Origin of the sequence: Flavobacterium sp. 103 (assembly GCF_003096795.1) — a bacterium.
In the GTDB taxonomy this organism is placed as follows: domain Bacteria; phylum Bacteroidota; class Bacteroidia; order Flavobacteriales; family Flavobacteriaceae; genus Flavobacterium.
Genome location: NZ_QENX01000001.1, coordinates 3,004,781 through 3,022,254, shown reverse-complemented (window position 1 = coordinate 3,022,254; position 17,474 = coordinate 3,004,781). Strand labels below are relative to the sequence as shown.

At 34.3% G+C, this 17,474-nt stretch carries 21 protein-coding genes and 1 tRNA gene; 9 read left to right on the top strand and 13 right to left on the bottom strand.

Going from position 1 to position 17,474, the window contains the following annotated elements:
• Positions 1 to 2 precede the first annotated feature (2 nt).
• From murA to C8C85_RS12655, 3 genes are all read right to left on the bottom strand, one after another.
• Positions 3 to 1,319, bottom strand: a complete 1,317-nt coding sequence (gene murA / locus C8C85_RS12665; protein WP_116797380.1) for a UDP-N-acetylglucosamine 1-carboxyvinyltransferase — start codon at positions 1,317 to 1,319, stop codon at positions 3 to 5.
• 125 nt (positions 1,320 to 1,444) lie between these two features.
• On the bottom strand, positions 1,445 to 2,155 hold the full coding sequence (locus C8C85_RS12660) for a DUF4290 domain-containing protein (protein WP_116797379.1): 711 nt from the start codon (positions 2,153 to 2,155) through the stop codon (positions 1,445 to 1,447).
• 2 nt (positions 2,156 to 2,157) lie between these two features.
• Positions 2,158 to 2,454, bottom strand: a complete 297-nt coding sequence (locus C8C85_RS12655) for a DUF493 family protein (protein ID WP_111410678.1) — start codon at positions 2,452 to 2,454, stop codon at positions 2,158 to 2,160.
• A 391-nt stretch (positions 2,455 to 2,845) separates the two neighbouring features.
• Between C8C85_RS12655 and C8C85_RS12650 the strand changes: the two genes are divergently transcribed.
• The 5 genes from C8C85_RS12650 (at position 2,846) to C8C85_RS12630 (ending at position 7,417) form a co-directional block, all read left to right on the top strand.
• Entirely contained in the window at positions 2,846 to 3,379 is a 534-nt protein-coding gene (locus C8C85_RS12650; RefSeq protein ID WP_116797378.1) for an AAA family ATPase, read from the top strand.
• A 52-nt stretch (positions 3,380 to 3,431) separates the two neighbouring features.
• Positions 3,432 to 5,327, top strand: coding sequence for an ATP-dependent DNA helicase RecQ (locus C8C85_RS12645; protein WP_116797377.1), 1,896 nt, complete (start codon positions 3,432 to 3,434; stop codon positions 5,325 to 5,327).
• Positions 5,327 to 6,274: a methionyl-tRNA formyltransferase gene (gene fmt / locus C8C85_RS12640; protein ID WP_116797376.1), complete on the top strand. Its 948-nt coding sequence runs from the start codon at positions 5,327 to 5,329 to the stop codon at positions 6,272 to 6,274. The genes C8C85_RS12645 and fmt overlap by 1 nt, the downstream gene beginning before the upstream one ends.
• 182 nt (positions 6,275 to 6,456) lie before the next feature.
• A complete protein-coding gene (locus C8C85_RS12635) occupies positions 6,457 to 6,729 on the top strand; it encodes an HU family DNA-binding protein (protein ID WP_077375548.1) in 273 nt (90 codons plus the stop codon).
• Between the two features lie 127 nt (positions 6,730 to 6,856).
• Entirely contained in the window at positions 6,857 to 7,417 is a 561-nt protein-coding gene (locus C8C85_RS12630) for a YqgE/AlgH family protein (RefSeq protein ID WP_116797375.1), read from the top strand.
• On the opposite strand, the gene C8C85_RS12625 is transcribed toward C8C85_RS12630, so the two are convergent.
• Together C8C85_RS12625 and C8C85_RS12620 are read right to left on the bottom strand one after the other, a co-directional pair.
• Complete coding sequence (locus C8C85_RS12625; RefSeq protein WP_116797374.1) at positions 7,414 to 8,253, bottom strand: aminotransferase class IV; 840 nt, start codon at positions 8,251 to 8,253, stop codon at positions 7,414 to 7,416. The two genes, C8C85_RS12630 and C8C85_RS12625, sit on opposite strands and share 4 nt — an antisense overlap.
• Before the next feature lie 65 nt (positions 8,254 to 8,318).
• On the bottom strand, positions 8,319 to 8,711 hold the full coding sequence (locus C8C85_RS12620) for an START-like domain-containing protein (RefSeq protein ID WP_116797373.1): 393 nt from the start codon (positions 8,709 to 8,711) through the stop codon (positions 8,319 to 8,321).
• A 162-nt stretch (positions 8,712 to 8,873) separates the two neighbouring features.
• Between C8C85_RS12620 and C8C85_RS12615 the strand changes: the two genes are divergently transcribed.
• Positions 8,874 to 8,947 (top strand) — tRNA-Met (locus tag C8C85_RS12615).
• Here C8C85_RS12615 and C8C85_RS12610 read toward each other — a convergent pair.
• The 4 genes from C8C85_RS12610 to mobA all read right to left on the bottom strand — a co-directional run bounded on the left by C8C85_RS12610 (position 8,907) and on the right by mobA (position 12,820).
• Positions 8,907 to 10,463: a recombinase family protein gene (locus tag C8C85_RS12610; protein ID WP_116798481.1), complete on the bottom strand. Its 1,557-nt coding sequence runs from the start codon at positions 10,461 to 10,463 to the stop codon at positions 8,907 to 8,909. The two genes, C8C85_RS12615 and C8C85_RS12610, sit on opposite strands and share 41 nt — an antisense overlap.
• Entirely contained in the window at positions 10,460 to 10,636 is a 177-nt protein-coding gene (locus tag C8C85_RS18465; protein ID WP_165818122.1) for a hypothetical protein, read from the bottom strand. The genes C8C85_RS12610 and C8C85_RS18465 overlap by 4 nt, the downstream gene beginning before the upstream one ends.
• A 449-nt stretch (positions 10,637 to 11,085) precedes the next feature.
• Positions 11,086 to 12,381: a conjugal transfer protein MobB gene (mobB, locus tag C8C85_RS12605; protein ID WP_116797372.1), complete on the bottom strand. Its 1,296-nt coding sequence runs from the start codon at positions 12,379 to 12,381 to the stop codon at positions 11,086 to 11,088.
• Position 12,382: 1 nt separating this feature from the next.
• Positions 12,383 to 12,820, bottom strand: coding sequence for a conjugal transfer protein MobA (gene mobA, locus C8C85_RS12600; RefSeq protein ID WP_116797371.1), 438 nt, complete (start codon positions 12,818 to 12,820; stop codon positions 12,383 to 12,385).
• A 168-nt stretch (positions 12,821 to 12,988) separates the two neighbouring features.
• Here mobA and C8C85_RS12595 point away from each other — a divergent pair, with 168 nt between their 5' ends.
• On the top strand, positions 12,989 to 13,306 hold the full coding sequence (locus tag C8C85_RS12595) for a DUF6922 domain-containing protein (protein ID WP_116797370.1): 318 nt from the start codon (positions 12,989 to 12,991) through the stop codon (positions 13,304 to 13,306).
• 7 nt (positions 13,307 to 13,313) lie between these two features.
• On the opposite strand, the gene C8C85_RS12590 is transcribed toward C8C85_RS12595, so the two are convergent.
• From C8C85_RS12590 to C8C85_RS12575, 4 genes are all read right to left on the bottom strand, one after another.
• Complete coding sequence (locus tag C8C85_RS12590) at positions 13,314 to 13,790, bottom strand: hypothetical protein (RefSeq protein WP_116797369.1); 477 nt, start codon at positions 13,788 to 13,790, stop codon at positions 13,314 to 13,316.
• A gap of 940 nt (positions 13,791 to 14,730) precedes the next feature.
• Positions 14,731 to 15,069, bottom strand: coding sequence for a hypothetical protein (locus C8C85_RS12585; protein WP_116798480.1), 339 nt, complete (start codon positions 15,067 to 15,069; stop codon positions 14,731 to 14,733).
• 21 nt (positions 15,070 to 15,090) lie between these two features.
• A complete protein-coding gene (locus tag C8C85_RS12580) occupies positions 15,091 to 15,459 on the bottom strand; it encodes a hypothetical protein (RefSeq protein ID WP_116797368.1) in 369 nt (122 codons plus the stop codon).
• A gap of 17 nt (positions 15,460 to 15,476) precedes the next feature.
• The gene (locus C8C85_RS12575) at positions 15,477 to 16,328 is read right to left on the bottom strand and encodes a hypothetical protein (protein ID WP_116797367.1); all 852 of its coding nucleotides are present in this window, start codon (positions 16,326 to 16,328) and stop codon (positions 15,477 to 15,479) included.
• 171 nt (positions 16,329 to 16,499) lie between these two features.
• Between C8C85_RS12575 and C8C85_RS12570 the strand changes: the two genes are divergently transcribed.
• Together C8C85_RS12570 and C8C85_RS12565 are read left to right on the top strand one after the other, a co-directional pair.
• A complete protein-coding gene (locus tag C8C85_RS12570; protein WP_116797366.1) occupies positions 16,500 to 16,925 on the top strand; it encodes a helix-turn-helix domain-containing protein in 426 nt (141 codons plus the stop codon).
• Positions 16,926 to 17,020: 95 nt separating this feature from the next.
• Positions 17,021 to 17,281 (top strand): hypothetical protein, encoded by a 261-nt coding sequence (locus C8C85_RS12565; protein ID WP_116797365.1) that lies wholly within the window; start codon positions 17,021 to 17,023, stop codon positions 17,279 to 17,281.
• Positions 17,282 to 17,474 lie beyond the last annotated feature (193 nt).

The window sequence follows — 17,474 nt, the reverse complement described above, 5'->3', positions numbered from 1 at the left end:
TCTTATTGTTTTTCTCGAACTATTTTTGCTCCTATTGCTCTTAAACGCTCATCTATGCGCTCATATCCTCTATCAATTTGCTCAATATTTTGAATTGTGCTGGTTCCTTTTGCAGATAATGCCGCAATCAATAATGAGATTCCTGCACGAATATCAGGAGAAGACATTGTTGTTGCTTTTAGAACCGATTTAAAATCATGACCTATAACCACAGCTCTATGTGGATCACACAACATGATTTTGGCTCCCATATCAATCAATTTGTCGACAAAGAACAAACGGCTTTCGAACATTTTTTGGTGAATCAAAACATCACCTTTGGCTTGTGTCGCCACTACCAATACGATACTCAGCAAATCGGGTGTGAATCCTGGCCAAGGTGCATCGGCGATAGTAAGGATTGAACCATCGATATCGGTTTTTACTTCGTATCCATCTTTATGTTCTGGAATAAAAATATCATCTCCACGTTTCTCTAATGTAATTCCTAGTTTTCTGAATACATTTGGGATCACTCCTAGATTCTCCCAGCTTACATCTTTGATTGTAATTTCACTTCTTGTCATAGCCGCAAGACCAATCCAAGAACCAATTTCGATCATATCCGGTAAAATTCTATGAACACAACCACCTAATTTTTCAACTCCTTCAATAGTCAATAAATTAGAACCAACTCCTGTAATCTTAGCTCCCATAGAGTTCAACATTTTACAAAGTTGTTGCAAATATGGCTCACAGGCAGCATTGTAAACAGTTGTTTTTCCTTTGGCCAAAACGGCAGCCATAACAATATTGGCAGTTCCAGTTACAGATGCTTCATCCAATAACATATCGGCACCAACAAGTCCGTCTGGAGCTTCTACTCCATAAAAATGGTCTTCTCTGTTATATCTAAATTTAGCACCTAAATTGATGAATCCTTCAAAATGGGTATCCAATCTACGGCGTCCAATTTTGTCACCACCCGGTTTCGGGATATATCCTTTTCCAAAACGTGCCAAAAGCGGTCCAACAATCATAATGGAACCACGAAGAGATCCTCCTTCTTTCTTGAAAGCTTCGGTTTCCAGATATTCAACATTTACCTCATCGGATTGAAAAGTATAAGAACCATGTCCTAGTTTCTCAATTTTAACTCCCAAATTCCCTAAAAGTTTTATCAATTTGTTAATATCGATAATATCAGGAATATTGTTGATTGTTATTTTTTCTGGCGTTAAAAGTACAGCACACAAAATTTGTAACGCTTCGTTTTTCGCTCCTTGCGGTATTACTTCCCCTTTTAGATGAACTCCTCCTTCTATTTTGAAAACTTCCATGTTTTTGATTTAAGATTCTTTGACTTAAAGATTCTAAGTTTCTAAGACCCTAAGTTTCTAAGATTTCCGTGAACTTTCATTCAATATCTCAGAAACTTAGAGTCTCAGTTTCTTAGCATCTCTTTTTATTTGTTTTTTTGGAACGGTTTTGGTTTTCCCGTTTTATTATTCTTGTTGCTTTGAATTTTTGGTTGTCCAGCCGGACCAATTTTATTGGAAACCCTTTTATTGGTTCTTAGTAAATCGGTGGTGTTTAATAATTCCTCTGAACTTTGCAGCAAATTCAGTTTCCCGTCTGATAATTCATAAAGATGCTCAAAAATCACGTCATCTTTTACAGTATCTTTATTCCAACTCAAATAGGACTTTTTCATGTGATTGGCAATTACTTTGACCAATGCGCTTTTCATTTCTCCTTCTTCCCATTTGTTGGCAACATCAATCATGTATTTGATGTTATTACCATAATACCTGTATTTTGGGTAATTTTGCGGGTATTTTAAAACATCAGGTTTCAATTGTAGCACTTCCCTTGACGGAATCGGATAAGGTGAATCGGCTACTAACTTAAAATCAGACATGATGAAAAGCTGATCCCAAAGTTTGTGCTGAAAATCGGGTACGTCTCTCAAGTGAGGATTCAAACTTCCCATTACCTGAATGATATATTTTGCAGCTTTGTTGCGTTCTGCATCATCTTCTATAATAGTAGCCTGCTCAATCAATTTTTGCAAATGACGACCATATTCCGGAATGATTAAATGCTTTCTTTCGGAATTGTATTCCAAATTGAAAACAACATCGTTCGCGTTTTCTTTTTTATATTTTTCGATCATAATTATAAGGAAACTATACCTTCTATTGTGGATAATTCTTGGTACTTGTCAATTATTTCTTGCGAATCCTTAACCATTAAATCCACCGAAATACTGGTAAATTTCCCTGTTCTGGATTTTGTTGTTTTGATTACTGCCCCCATGCAATTGAATGCATCTTCTACTTTCAGGATATTTTCCTCGGTTGTGGGAACTATAAATTTAAACAAATATTCTGCAGGCCAAGAATTACTTAGATCTAACTCAGCCTTCAGTCTTTCATAAAACTCTGCAGTCTCTTTTTCTTTATCGTTGTCCATTCTTAAATTAAAAATAAAGGCAAATATACGTTTTAGATTTTAGATTTTAGATTTTAGATTTAGGAATTATAAGTATCGTTTTAAGATTTTCAAAATAAGAAGTGCCTTTCTAACATTTTTCTTTTATTTTAAGATAAATTTCAATCAAAATTATGTTTACAAAAACACACTATGCCTCTCCTTTAGCCCTGATGGAAGCGGCATCTCCCGATTTAGAAAAACAAGGCTTTTTGCCGTAGTTTTTGTTAATCGGGAAATATAGCGGACAGCAGGAACTATTTTTCCTGAAAAAGCCCCATCTTTCGCTCCAAAATATTCGGCTGCAATTAGCAATCAATAAACTTTTTAATTTCCAATAAGTTTGAGTATTTTTGCCGCTTAATTACAGAAAGTGCAGAAAGAAATTATTGTTATCATTGGCGGCCCTGGTACTGGGAAAAGCTCTATTATTAAAGGCCTCGAAACGAAAGGCTATTGCTGTTATCCCGAAATTTCTCGTGAAGTTACACTGGAAGCACAGAAAAGAGGTATTGAACAATTGTTTCTGGAAGATCCTTTATTGTTTAGCCAAATGTTGCTTGACGGCAGAATAAAACAATTTAACAACGCCCAAAATGAACCTCATAAATGGGTATTTATTGACCGTGGAATCCCTGACGTTGTTGCTTACCTAGATTATATTGGTGATGATTTTCCAGAGCATTTTGATAATGCCTGTCGCGAAAATGTATATACCAAAATTTTTATGCTTCCGCCTTGGGAGGAGATTTATGAAAGTGACAGTGAGCGTTATGAAAACTTTGAACAGGCAAAAACCATCTACAAACACCTTACTAAAACGTACACAGATTATGGATATAATCTAATTGAAGTGCCAAAAGATAGTGTAGATAACAGAATTCTTTTTATATTAGATAAAATTTAGCAATTTCTTGAAAATCAAGATTGTAAATTATTAAAAATCTAAACCAGAAATAATGCCAGAAGCATTAGCAATTCTTCAAAAATATTGGCAACATACTACCTTTAGATCGCTACAAAAAGAAATTATTGATTCTGTTTTGAGTGGCGAAGATACTTTTGCCTTAATGCCCACAGGTGGCGGGAAATCGATTTGCTTTCAAGTGCCGGGTATGATGAATGAAGGGATCTGCTTGGTTATTTCTCCGCTGGTTGCCTTGATGAAAGACCAAGTTGCCAATTTGCAAAATCGAGGAATTAAAGCCATTGCTTTAACTGGAGGTATACGATCTGAAGAAATGATTGACTTGTTGGACAATTGTCAATTTGGAAATTATAAGTTTCTGTACGTATCTCCAGAGCGTTTGCAATCAGATTGGATTTTGGAACGCATAAAGAATCTTCCAATAAACTTGATAACTATTGACGAAGCGCATTGTGTTTCACAATGGGGACATGATTTTCGACCGGCATATCTGAAGATTTCGGCGTTGAAAACCTATTTCCCAAAAGTTCCATTTTTAGCTTTGACAGCAACTGCCACGCCCAGAGTAAAAGAAGATATCATTACCGAACTAGGGATGCACAATCCCAAGCAGTTTGAAAAGTCTTTTGCCCGAAAAAATATTGCCTACATGGTTTTTGAAGTGGAAGACAAACTTTTTCGAATACAGCAAATTCTTAAAAAAAATCCCCAGCCTTCCATCATCTATGTTCGAAACCGAAAATCGTGTCTAGACATTTCTACCCAATTACAAACGTTAGGGTTTCAAGCCACTTATTATCATGGAGGACTTACATCCAGAGAAAAAGACAAAAACATGCAACTCTGGATGGAAGAAAAAGCACAGGTTATTGTTGCCACAAATGCCTTTGGAATGGGAATTGACAAGCCTAATGTCAAAACCGTTGTTCACATTCAGTTACCCGAGAATATGGAAAATTACTATCAGGAAGCGGGACGTGCCGGAAGAAATGGCGAAAAAGCGTATGCCGTTTTATTGACTAGCCCATCGGATATTATCCAAACCGAAAGTCAGTTCATAAACGTTTTGCCGGACAAAGCCTTTTTGAACACCATGTATGTAAAACTCTGCAATTATTTTCGCATAGCCTATGGAGAAGGGATAAACGAGGAATTCTCTTTTAATTTGCATCATTTTTGTTTAAAATACGGATTTCCGACACAGAAAACATTCAATGCAATGCGTTTTTTGGACGGACAGGGCGTTCTGACTTTGTCCCAAGAATTTTCCGAAAAAATCACATTACAATTTTTAATTCCATCCAAAGAAGTCATTCGTTATACGAGTTTGAATCCCAATGACGAGGAAATCATTTTGACTATACTCAGGAATTATCCTGGAGTTTATGAAATGCAAACCGCATTCAATTTACCAATGATTGCCAAGAAATCCCATCATTCCGAAGTCGAAGTACTAGCCGTATTGCACAAACTAAAAGACAAAGAAATTATAGAGTATCATTCTAAAAACAATGATGCAACTTTAATTTTCAATGAAATTCGGGAAGACGAAAGGACGATTAATAAAGTTTCCAAATATTTATCAAGACAAAACGAACTCAAAAAAGAACAATTGCAATCGGTACTTAATTATGTAAAGGAAAAGAATGTTTGCAAGAGCAAAATGATTTTGGATTATTTTGGCGAAAAAGCAACTACCAATTGCGGCATTTGTTCCTACTGCATAACACTGGTTAAACCTAAAAAAGATTACAATGCTCTTTCTAAAAAAATTATGACTTTATTGCAAGGCGAAGATTTAAATTCAAGAGAAATTCAAGAGAAGACAAAAAACACTTCAGACGATGTTACCTTTGTATTGCAACAATTACTGGAAGACGATCTTTTAATAATTCAAAAAAATAATAAATACACTTTAAAAGCCTAATGGAAAAATTAAGAATTATATTTATGGGAACTCCCGAATTTGCCGTTGGCATTCTGGACACCATAATCAAAAACAACTATGAAGTGGTAGGTGTAATCACAGCCGCTGACAAACCTGCAGGAAGAGGACAAAAACTAAAATACTCGGCGGTAAAGGAATATGCACTGGAAAATAATTTAAACTTATTGCAACCTACTAATCTAAAAGACGAGAGCTTCCTTGAAGAATTAAAATCATTAAACGCTAATCTGCAAATTGTTGTTGCTTTTAGAATGTTACCAAAAGTAGTATGGGAAATGCCATCATTGGGAACATTCAACCTGCATGCTTCATTGCTTCCTAATTATAGAGGAGCAGCGCCGATTAACTGGGCAATTATCAATGGAGAAACCAAAACTGGTGTGACTACTTTTTTTATCGATGATAAAATAGACACCGGAGCGATGATTTTAAGTTCCGAAACAGCAATCGATGACACTGAAAATGCTGGGCAATTGCACGATCGATTAATGCATTTAGGATGTGATACTGTAATAGACACATTGAAAGTAATTGAAAGCGGAAATGCAACAACTACAATTCAGAATGATTCTTCAGACATCAAAACGGCATACAAACTAAATAAAGAAAATTGCAAAATTGATTGGTCAAAATCGATTACAGAAATTTACAATTTGATTCGAGGCTTAAGTCCATACCCCGCTGCTTGGTGTTTTTTTGGCGACAAAGGCGAAGAATGGAATGTAAAAATTTACGAATCTAAAGCTATTACAGAAGAACATAATCACACTATTGGCAGCTTATTTTGCACCAAAAAAGAAATGAAAGTTGCAGTAAATAAAGGTTATATTCAAATAGTATCCCTTCAATTCCCAGGAAAAAAGAAAATGACTACTGCTGAATTATTAAACGGTATTACTTTTTCAGAAAGCGCAAAAGTCTATTAATGTCAATAAAAACAGGAGTTAAGTGCTATTTTTTTCAGAATTTTAGCCAACTTTATGAACAAAGATTGTAAGTTATTAACAAAATACACTAAAAATGTATAAAACACTTGCAAAGACCGTATTTCCTGTTAATTTTGTTCTAATTAACAATTATTTTAACCAACAATTAACATCAAATTATTATGAACAAATCAGAATTAATCGACGCTATCGCTGCTGATGCAGGAATCACAAAAGCTGCTGCAAAATTAGCATTAGAATCATTTTTAGGAAATGTAGGTGGAACTTTGAAAAAAGGTGGTAAAGTATCTTTAGTTGGATTCGGATCATGGTCAGTATCTTCAAGAGCTGCAAGAGACGGAAGAAATCCTCAAACTGGAAAAACTATTCAAATCGCTGCAAAAAATGTTGTGAAATTCAAAGCTGGAGCAGATTTAGAAGGAGCAGTAAACTAACTATAGTTTATCTTATATAATTAAACCTTCCGATTGGAAGGTTTTTTTTTGCTTTTAAACGATTAAAATCGAAAAAATTTGGTTAGTCAATTTAAATTTTCTTAAATTTAATTAAAAATATCGCCTTATGATTTCAGAAAAATTAAACAAAGGATATTTACTTATTGCTGAACCATCAATAATTGGAGACTTATCATTTAATCGATCAGTAATCCTCTTGGCAGATCATAATGCGGATGGCTCTGTAGGCTTTATCATGAACAAACCATTGAAATACACCATCAATGATTTGATTCCTGAAATTAATGCCAATTTTAAGATTTTTAATGGTGGACCTGTAGAACAGGATAATCTTTACTTCATTCATAACATCCCCGAATTAATACCGAATAGTATCGAGATTTCCAACGGAATTTATTGGGGAGGTGATTTTGAATCAACAAAAGAACTCATTAATAAAGGTCAAATAAAAAAAGAGAACATTCGTTTCTTTTTGGGATACACAGGATGGGAAGAGCACCAACTTGAAAAAGAAATGGAAGCCAATTCTTGGATTATCACCAAAAACAATTACGAGAATAAAATAATCGGAAAATCAACTGCTCATTTCTGGAAAGAACAAATCATAGAACTGGGAGGTGAATACCTTATTTGGTCCAACGCTCCCGAAAACCCTTATCTAAACTAAACCAAGTTTAAAGATTCATTCAGTTTTGCAACTAAAGTTTTAGAAACTTCAATCGAAAATTCTCTTTTTCTGTATTTTGTAATTGGTTGTACGCCTTTAATAACGTTTGTCACAAACAATTCATCCGCTTTTTGAAGATCAAAAGGCGAAATAATTCCCTCTATTACTTCAATAGCAGTCATTTTTTTTGCCAATTCTAAAATTTGTTTCCTCATAACCCCATTTAAACAACCTTCTGAAACTGGAGGAGTGATTAGCTTATTGTCTTTTAGCATAAAAATATTACCCTGTAAAGCCTCAACAACATTTTTCGCATCATTTAATAGAATACAATTATCTAATCCGTTTTCACTAGCATAAATACTTCCTGTCACGTTTATCAGACGGTTTGTCGTTTTAATTGAGGACAATAATTGCTTAGTGACGTAAAAATCTTTGTACAAATCAACTTCATATTCATTTTCATTAAACAAATATGCTGTATTTTCGAGCTGAATAGCATGTATCAAAAAAGAAACCGTATTGTTTTGTGGTAAATAATATCCTCCATCATTTCTATAAACCGTAATTCTAGCTCTTGAAGACGATTCTATATTATTATTTTTAACCAAAGTAAGAATTTGTTCTTCTAGGTATTCCATCGTAAAATTCATTGGAATTTCCATTCGAATCACACGCATTGATGACATAAGCCTGAAGTAATGATCTTCTAAAAAGAGAATTTTCCCATTTACAATTTTCACAGTCTCAAAAACTGCATCACCATACAAAAAGCCTCTATTTTGCACTAATACATTTGCATCCTCAGACACTATCGAACCATTAAAATTTATCATACTATTTTTCAAAAAAAAGTCACGCTAAAAAGCGTGACAAATATAAGTTATAATATACAATTCTACTACACCGAACCTATAACATGTTTTAGATCTGAAATTTGATTTTCCCAGAGCTGGGTCGCTTCTTCAAGTTCCTCTTTATGAGCAAAATCAACCACCATCAAAGAAACATCTTTGGTCAATTCATCGACCAAGATATTCAACTCAAAAAAATATTCGGTATCCTTATTGTTGTCATCAACCCATTTAAACTTCACTTTCTCCCCTGATTTTTTGGAAGCCAATCTTGCTTTCTCTTGGGAGTCATTCCAGATAAAAGTAAAAAACTCACCACGAGAATTTACATTATCGGCAAACCATTCAGACAAACCCGAAGGTGTCGAAATGTATTGATACAACAATTGAGGAGAAGAATTTATGGGGAATTCTATTTCGTAACGCACTTTTAAATCCATGAATCTGTCTAATTTTGTCTAATATTCTGGAAATATATAGATTATTACCTCAAAAAAAAAACGTTTTCAAAAAAAATTTTTTTTTGTTGTTTTTCGCTTGCAAACTCTAATTATTGTTTTATATTTGCACCCGCATTCAGGGATAGGATATATCCCAAATATGGCGAGGTAGCTCAGTCGGTTAGAGCGCAGGATTCATAACCCTGAGGTCACGGGTTCAACTCCCGTCTTCGCTACTTGACGGGATAAAGAAGATAAATCTTTCTTTATCCCGTTTTTATTTTCAAACAAAGCCCTGTTAATCATATAGATTAGCTCCAAAACTTCATTAACTCGAGCGGTTCGAAACGTATTTTTTACGATAGTGAAATTTTCTGGAAATATCGAACCAATTAGTTCCCTACATCCTATCCAACCCCCGTCTTTATAGCATTGATTCAATTCAAGAAGCCTTAACACGCCTTTACTAAGTAGATCCTTTACATCTTGACTACTCTCACTTATATTTGATAGCTTTTGTTCAAGTTTAATGGTTTCATTTTTGTAATTCGAATTCATTTCACTGTAATCCGATACATCAATTTGTTGTTTTGACAATAAATCTCTGATGTATGCAATTCTCTTTTTATAGTCATTAATTTCTTCAACTAGCTTTATTTTATAATCAATATTCACTTTATCGCTCTCTTTATAAGCCTCAATAATTAAATTTTTGTAGACATTTCCTATTTCAGCTATCGGTATATACATCTTGAGATTATCCATAAAAACAGTATTTGCACTATCTGCATTAATCCTAAATCTGCATCCAGCAGAACAATGATAGTAAGCATAATAATTATTTCTTCCCTTAGAAATACTTCCTGTTAGTATTTTATTACATTCAGGGCACATAAAAAATCCTCTCAAAGGAAAAGGTTCTTTCGTAACAATTTTTGGGCGAAAGTTTCTTCCTCTGCCATCTAATACCTCTTGCACTTCATTAAAAAGAGTTTCCGTAATCAAAGCCTTATGCTGTCCTGTAACATATTTTGCTTCTTCATCCTTATATTTAGGCACCGTGATTTTTCCACAGTAGACAGGATTTCTAATTAATCTCCAAAAATTATTTCTTGAACATTTTAATCCTTTCTTCTTTGCTTTAAAAAATATTTGTTCTGTATTAAATACACCTTTTGCAAGCTCTACAAACGCCCATTTAATAATAGAAGCTTCCGGCTCATCAAAGGCAATGTATTTTGCGCCATCCTCACGAATTCTGTTAATATACCCTGCTGGAGCTAAACCCATGTAACGACCTTCTTTTCTCGCTCTTCTCATTCCATGAAAAGTATTTAAAGCTCTTCTGTCATTCTCCACTTCTGGAGCGGCTAAATAAAAGGCCAGCATCATCTTATTTTCAGGAATTGATAAATCTAAAGGCTGCTCTATTCCTTGTGGCTCAACACCAAGTTTTCTAAGTATATTTATCATTTGATAGGCATCGCCAGCGTTTCTGCTAAATCGATCCCATTTTGTGAACAGAACTAGATCAGTTTTGTTTTTATTTTTTCTTAACTTTTCCAGTAGTTTATTCCATTGTGGTCTAATAAATGTTTTAGCGGAATGATCCTCATAAATCACATCCCTTATCGTGATGTCATTGATTTGGCAATATTTTCTTAAAACCTCTTCTTGATTTCTTTGAGAATATCCTCTGTCTGCTTGCTCGTCGGTACTCACCCGTACATATAAATCTGCTGTTTTTTTCATTGTTTTGTTTTTAAATAATTAGATACTGTAATACCTGCAAGCTTTCGTAAAAACTCTAAAATCAGTTTCGCCTGTTCAAGGGTAACATCCATCCCTTCTTCTTTTAGCATTTTCAATACCTGCTCGGGACTCAGCTTTCCTTTTCCATTATCATCATCATCATCACTTCTCATTTGACTTTCTCCGTTAGTAACCCAAAGACCGCTATGACGGTCTTTGATAATTTTACATTCATTTCACTTCTATTTAATATAGAAAGTAACAAATATAAAAATGCGTATTTGAAGTAATTGCAGTGTCATCACTGTCGGCACTCTTTGTCTTTTGATGTCATAATGTCCAAGACAATTTATTTTTTAGAGCTGAGAAAACCCCAGCAATCTTGAAGTTCTATTAATGAATGAACCAAACAGTAGGCTTTCATAATTGCGAAAAATCATAGGATGGAGATCTTATTGGATTAATTAAAGAGGTGCTGTGAAACATAATTGCGGAATTGCATTTTTTTATAACAAGCAATTAAAAAAAACACAATAATGTATCCTATCATTTCTTTATGTATGGTACATTGAAAATCATGTTTCATACATTTGATGTAACTCAGACGTGCTCAAAAAGAGAATTAAAGCTTTGGTTTCCTGCGTTTCCCCTTTCGCTTCATTTGATTGGCAAAATTAGTTTCCTGATAATCTTCTCCCTGCGTTTCGGGCAATAAGCTTCCAAACGCTTCAATAAGATTGTTTTCCTGCCCGCTGTAAAAGGTCTCTTCTTTGCCTAAAAAGTCAAACAGGCTGTGTGGCGGTCTGATCTCGTTCCCCACATGGGTAATTTTCTGTGAAGCTGTATTTTCTTTTTCTTGCAGATCTGTTTTATTACCGTTATTCCACCAGTCATTAAATACATTTGCCGAAAGGTTCCTTCCTAATTGTGAACCGTTCCAAACAGAACGGGATTTGTGGTCAATAAAAGTGATGCCATAAATACGCCCTTCAGCATTTCGGCGCACAACAACATTGATACCCTGTTCCAACAGCTTTTTCTTAAATTCCGATTCGTTTGATGCAGTCTGCATTATTGATTCGATCCTGTCTTTAACTGATCCCTTAGCAGGATGACCTTTTAGTTTTATTGTGTTTTGCTCATAAAGAGATTGCAGTTGTGCGAATCCAGCACTTTTGCCAAACAGCGAAGCCTTAAAGGGATTACTTGCTTTTTCTCCCTGTTCGTTCAACGCAAAATATACCATTCCCAGTTTCTGAACTCCGTTATATTCGCCCTTGACTTCTTCAGCGGTAATGTTTAAAAGGGAAAGCAAAGCATTATACGCCCCAAAAGTTTGGAACTGGTAATGCTTGGGTAAATGACGCAGTATTGATGCCATTTGGCTTTTTATATCGCCTGCCTTATAATCAACGGGTTTGAATATTTGATTCTGCGGATCTTGCTTTTTTTCCACAGCGGATATAAGGCTGTACTGTTTTTCCAATGTCCTGCATACAGCCATCGAACGCCTTTTTTCAAATTTATCGGATATTTTCCTGCCGTCTTCATCTACACAGACCGACACGATATGAATGTGGGTACGCTCAATATCAGTATGCTTGAATACTACAAAAGGCTGATTTGCGTAACCCATCTGCTTCATATAGTCCTGTGCCATATCTCTAAAATCTGCATCACTTACTTTATCTTTCGGGTCAGGATTTAGTGAAATATGAAGTATCGGTTTTTCCGTTCTTCGATTGGTCAGCAGATATAATTCAAAAGAACGGGACAGCTGTTCTACGGAATAACTCCCGTCGGGAGCTTCGATAATCTTCTGTGTAAACAAAACCTGCGCATTTTCTTTTTCAACCTTTTGATAGTTATATGTTAATGCTCCATATAAATTACTGCTTCTTGCGATTTTCGCTATCATGTTAAGACTTTTTTTTAAGGTGCTTTTCTTCAAATTCCCCTGTAAGCTGTATTATCTTTTGGCATAACACAGCTAATTCTGCTGTCTGTTTTTCCAGTTTGTACAGATACACCGAAGCTTTCTTTTCGGAAAAATTTCGGTATAAAATCTTGACTATTTGATTGTAATTTACCCCGACAGCCCTGAACTGCCCAAATAAAGAAGTCAGGCGTACATAATATTCTATTGAAGCCTTGTCAATCTTTATTGTTGTGATGCCTTTTTGGAAAATACATGCCGTAATAAAGTGCGCCATTACAGTCATGCCCGATGTTTCAAAAAGAGTCTGAAAGTGGGCATTTTCTTCAGCGGTAAGACTGATCGAATAGCGGTGAACAGCTGGATCTTTTTTGGGATGCCTGCCTCCTTTGTGCGGGTTGGTTTTACTATTGTTTTCCATGACTTTTATTGCTTGGCATTATTTAAAAACCAATATATTTTATTATCAGCATTGACGCTCAAATGTGGAAGCATTTGGAAGTAATCGGCTTCTTATTTCTTAAAGAAAAGGACTGATTTACACAGGCAAACCTTTGCATAAGTCACTGGAAATCATTAAATTTAAAGTATGGAAAAGACAAAAAAACACAAAGAAATCCCCAATCTTCATCCCAAATTCTTTTGGGAATTTATATTTGATAAAATTAATTGGGAACGCTCGTATAAAATGGTAATTGCTCGTATTATTGAGCGTGGAGGTCAGGATCAAATTGACGAAATCGTCCGTTTTTATGGTCGTGAAAAAGTGATTACGGCTGTTCGTGACGAGATTTACTTTCTGCCCAACTATGCCATTGAAGATGCCCTTAAATTCTTTCCCGAACTCAAAAAGGAAGAGATGTACTGCTACCTGAACCGTAAGGACAAACCCTATGACTGGATTTAGTGAATACCTAAATCCCTAAACGGGTTTTTCTTGGTTTATTTAATTCCTCGTCTTTACTTTGTTCCGTCTTAACACCAATATTGAGTGGCTGGTTTGTACGCTGTCTCAATGATTCTTTTTCGCTTGGAGTTAAATTGTCCCTGCTATTATTGTTTACATAACGAAAAACCGTTTTTACAGACCCCATTACATCCAAAGGCTTTTCAGGCTTCTGTGCAGGCTTCTTTTCACTTTCCTCAATTTTAATAACCAGTAGTTTATCTAACAATCTACCCAGTCCTGTTTTTGTTGGATTTTTAAACTGTTTGAGAAAATTAGAGAAGAAATTGGTAAAGATGTTTCCACCCCTGTCTACCTGCATAAATGGAATTTCCTTATTATTCTTTTTTTTAATTTCCTTCTTTTTTTCGTCCTCAGGTTTTGGCGGTTTCAACGGCTTTTCCTTTTTTTTCAGTGCTTTATTTTTGTGGTTATCTTTTTTCATGATTTTGATTTTACGGCAAAAGGTAATTATCAAACTTTTAAATTGTTCATTCCGGCACTTTAAATCTTTGATTGGCAGTACATGTCAGACTTTGAACGGGTTGGACTTTATATTTTACCCAAAGAAATAATAAAAAGAAAACCAAGGTAGGACGTGCTGGATCAGCCTGTCCAAAAGACTACGGCATAATGTTTTGCTCGTGCCTCACAAACCACCCTTCGGGACTTATTCCGTTTCCTTTTGGTCTGTCTGCATCCCGTCCTGTAAAATTGCTTTCTTTTTCTTTTTTTCGGTTTTTCTGTTTCTTTTGAAAATATATTTATGTTGTTAGATATGGATATACGTCTGTATCTGGAAACCTATTTACTTATTTAGATAAAGGAGCATTCATGTCTATGCGTAAAAGCATACTTATGTAAAAGAGTAAAATTGTAAAAACGTATGTACATAAATACAACCATACAGGCGCATTTACTTATGGGATTAAATACTTCTTTAAATCAGTGCGTCCATACAGAACTGCATTTATGCTCAAATATGCATTAGAATATGCATCTAAATATTTATACTTTAATGTACACATCTGCATATTTTCCAATTCGGCAGAGAATTGAAGTTAAGTTTCTCTGGAATTTACGGAGGTAAATGCATTAAAAGCCTGGACTGCCAATACTATCCTATTTCTGCACGGTCTCATCAAGGCTAGTTTTGATCAAACTAATCATAATACATAACATTCCTAAATATCCGCAAAACAAAAAAAAGGGCATCAAGCCCTTTCAATTAAAACCATCAGTAAGAATATTTTCGAAAGAAAATAGCAAGTTGTGTTTTGAGATGCTTGAAATACTTTCTGCATCTCAAAACCACTTGCCCTTGCAGGGGGCTGAAAAACGTCTCCAAAGTCGCCGTTTTATTAAAATTTCAAATGGATAGTCAATTAGGAAGCGTTCTTATTTTTTTCATTTAAATGTTTTCCATAAATTATGTCCAGTAATTCTGCCTCTTCCAATGGAATCAGCATTTCTATTATTCTTAAAAGACTTCCAACATATCTTTCAGTATTAATAGTACTCTCAATACTGACTTCAATTCCGTCTAAAGCAAATTTTGCTGTTTTAAGTAAATCCATTATCAGACAAAACAGGTCTCTATATCCTTGCACACTAATTTCAATAACGTGTATGTCATTTCTTGTTTCTAATGCTGGTTTTAGCAGTACAAAATAATGCTCTGGGTTCTCTATGAACTCGTTTAATTTGATTTTATCTTTTTCCATAATCTTTATTTTTATCATTAATTATTTATCCAGTGATAATGTATCATTCTTCTCAAACTCTTTCGCTTTTAAAACAAACTTATGAACTGCATCAAATGCTTCTCCTTCGTTAATAGGCAATAATTGCACTGCGATTTCCAAAAGAGTTTTAAGGTGTATTATAGGATTTTCAACCTCTGTTGCGTTTCCATTCTCATGATTATAAATAGTATTCAGACAGGTTTTTAATAAATCCTGTACCGCAATAAGCATAGAAGAGTATCTGTCAAAGCCTATCTTTGCATTAAACAGATAATTTTTTCTATCATCAGGTTTCAAAGTAGTAAAGTAACCGCATGTGGTTATTTCTTCAATGAAATCGTCTAGGTCTTTATTTTTATGTGTTTCCATATTATTTATTTTATTTTCTAAGGTTCATTTTCAACTTCATTTTGTCGGTTTATTTCATTTTGTATCAAAATTTCCGCTTGGTTTTTAAAATTTTTGCATCTCTCTTCCACTACCTGATAATATAAATAATCAACATCGTTAGCCTTACTAAAACGCAACGTGTTAGGCTGTTGCTTAAGGAGTTTAAATATGGATTTGTCTTCCCAGGTTTGTCGAGGGAAAAAGTCTGAAGTTATGGTAGTAAAGTATTCGCAGAGATTAAATAAATACTCTAATGCAAAATGATTAGGAGTATAGCCTATAAAGGCACGGATCAAAGACAAACAGATTTGCTCTACTATTTGATGAAGAGCGGACATTTTTACTTCATCTGAACTAGAAGCATCATCATCATTATACACCCAGCCCCAGATTGTAGCAATATTATTATTCCTCCATGCTATATAATGCGATGTGGATTTTAAATTTCTTTTCGGAGTTTCGCTAATATTTAAATAAGGAGGCTTGTTAATATCTTGAAATAACAGCTCTGCCTTCTGCATGATCTGCCAAAAGAAAAACTGCTGGTCTTGACAAAGGTCTTTAAGACTCTGTACGTGGTGTATAAGAACAGTAGCGGTCAAAGAACCCTGAGTCTTTGCTTTTATCTTATCACTTATATCACTACCTGCATTTTCTTTGGCTTCATATACAAAAACTAAGAGGTATAAATGACTATGTTCTTTTTGTAGTTCTTTATCAGGATAAATTTTCCTGCTCGAACTATAAGTTGTTTTCTGCCTGCCAAAACAATAAATAGCAGATGTTTTAATGTGCTCGGTAATTACTTCCTTCAACTCTTTTTGCTGTGAAAATTCAATTGCATTCATAATTTTAAATTTTTAGTTAATAATTATTTGAAAAATTGTATTTTTGTTTAACACACAGCAAGTAAGTGATTACTTGTGCAGTACAGTATCAATTTATCCCGTACCGTACAAGACTATCTCTATATCATACATAGGACTTACTTTTTTATTCTTAATTATTATCTTTGAGCTATGAGTACATTAACAAAACCAAATCACATAGGACGAAAAATCAGTCGTATTCGTGAATTAAAAGACATGAAACAGGAAGCATTAGCGCAGGCTTTGGGAACAAATCAGCAGGCTGTTTCTATTATGGAAAACAGCGAGACAATAGAAGAAGAAAAACTTATGGAAGTAGCAAAGGCACTAGGTGTGAGTGTGGAAGCAATAAAGAACTTTACAGAGGAAGGCGTGTTTAATTACTTTAATACTTTCACTGAAAATGATTTCAGTAATAGTCAAGGTGCTAATTTTGGAAACAATAACACATGTACTTTCAACCCACTTGATAAGCTAATGGAATCCGTAGACGAGAATAAAAGACTTTACGAAAGATTACTGCAGTCCGAGAAAGATAAAATCGAATATTTGGAAAAATTGCTAAAAGCGAAATAAGCTTTTATAAAAGATATATTAATTCCAAAAAGAGACTTTCGAGTCTCTTTTTTGCTGTTAAATATTTGAATTCATACATTATAAAATGAAATACCATGAATAAAACTATAAAACTGAGAGTAAGAAAAGAAATTGACAGGGAAAGTGAGCTTAAAGTATTAAAACTAAAAGGGACATTAATTACTAAGGGCTATACTGAAATTATTCATATTGAAGATGAAAATGAAGATTTCTACCTGAACACTTTTACAACTTCTACAGACTTCAAAAAAGAAGCTGAAAATTATATATTAGATTATATTTCTATTAATAATTTAGAAGACACTATTATTTTATTGAGTAAGGTAAATAAATAATTTCTAGTTTTAGCGAATGTAAACACATTTCTAAAGTTGGTAGAAAAGCATTTGTTTTCTGAAAATTTTGACTTGAATGCTGAAGCAGAATTTCAATATAAAAGTTTTGTAAAGACAGCAATTAAGCAATAGTGATTTCTAAAAACAGAAAACATATCTCACAAAATAATTAAGAGGTAAATGATTAATTAGG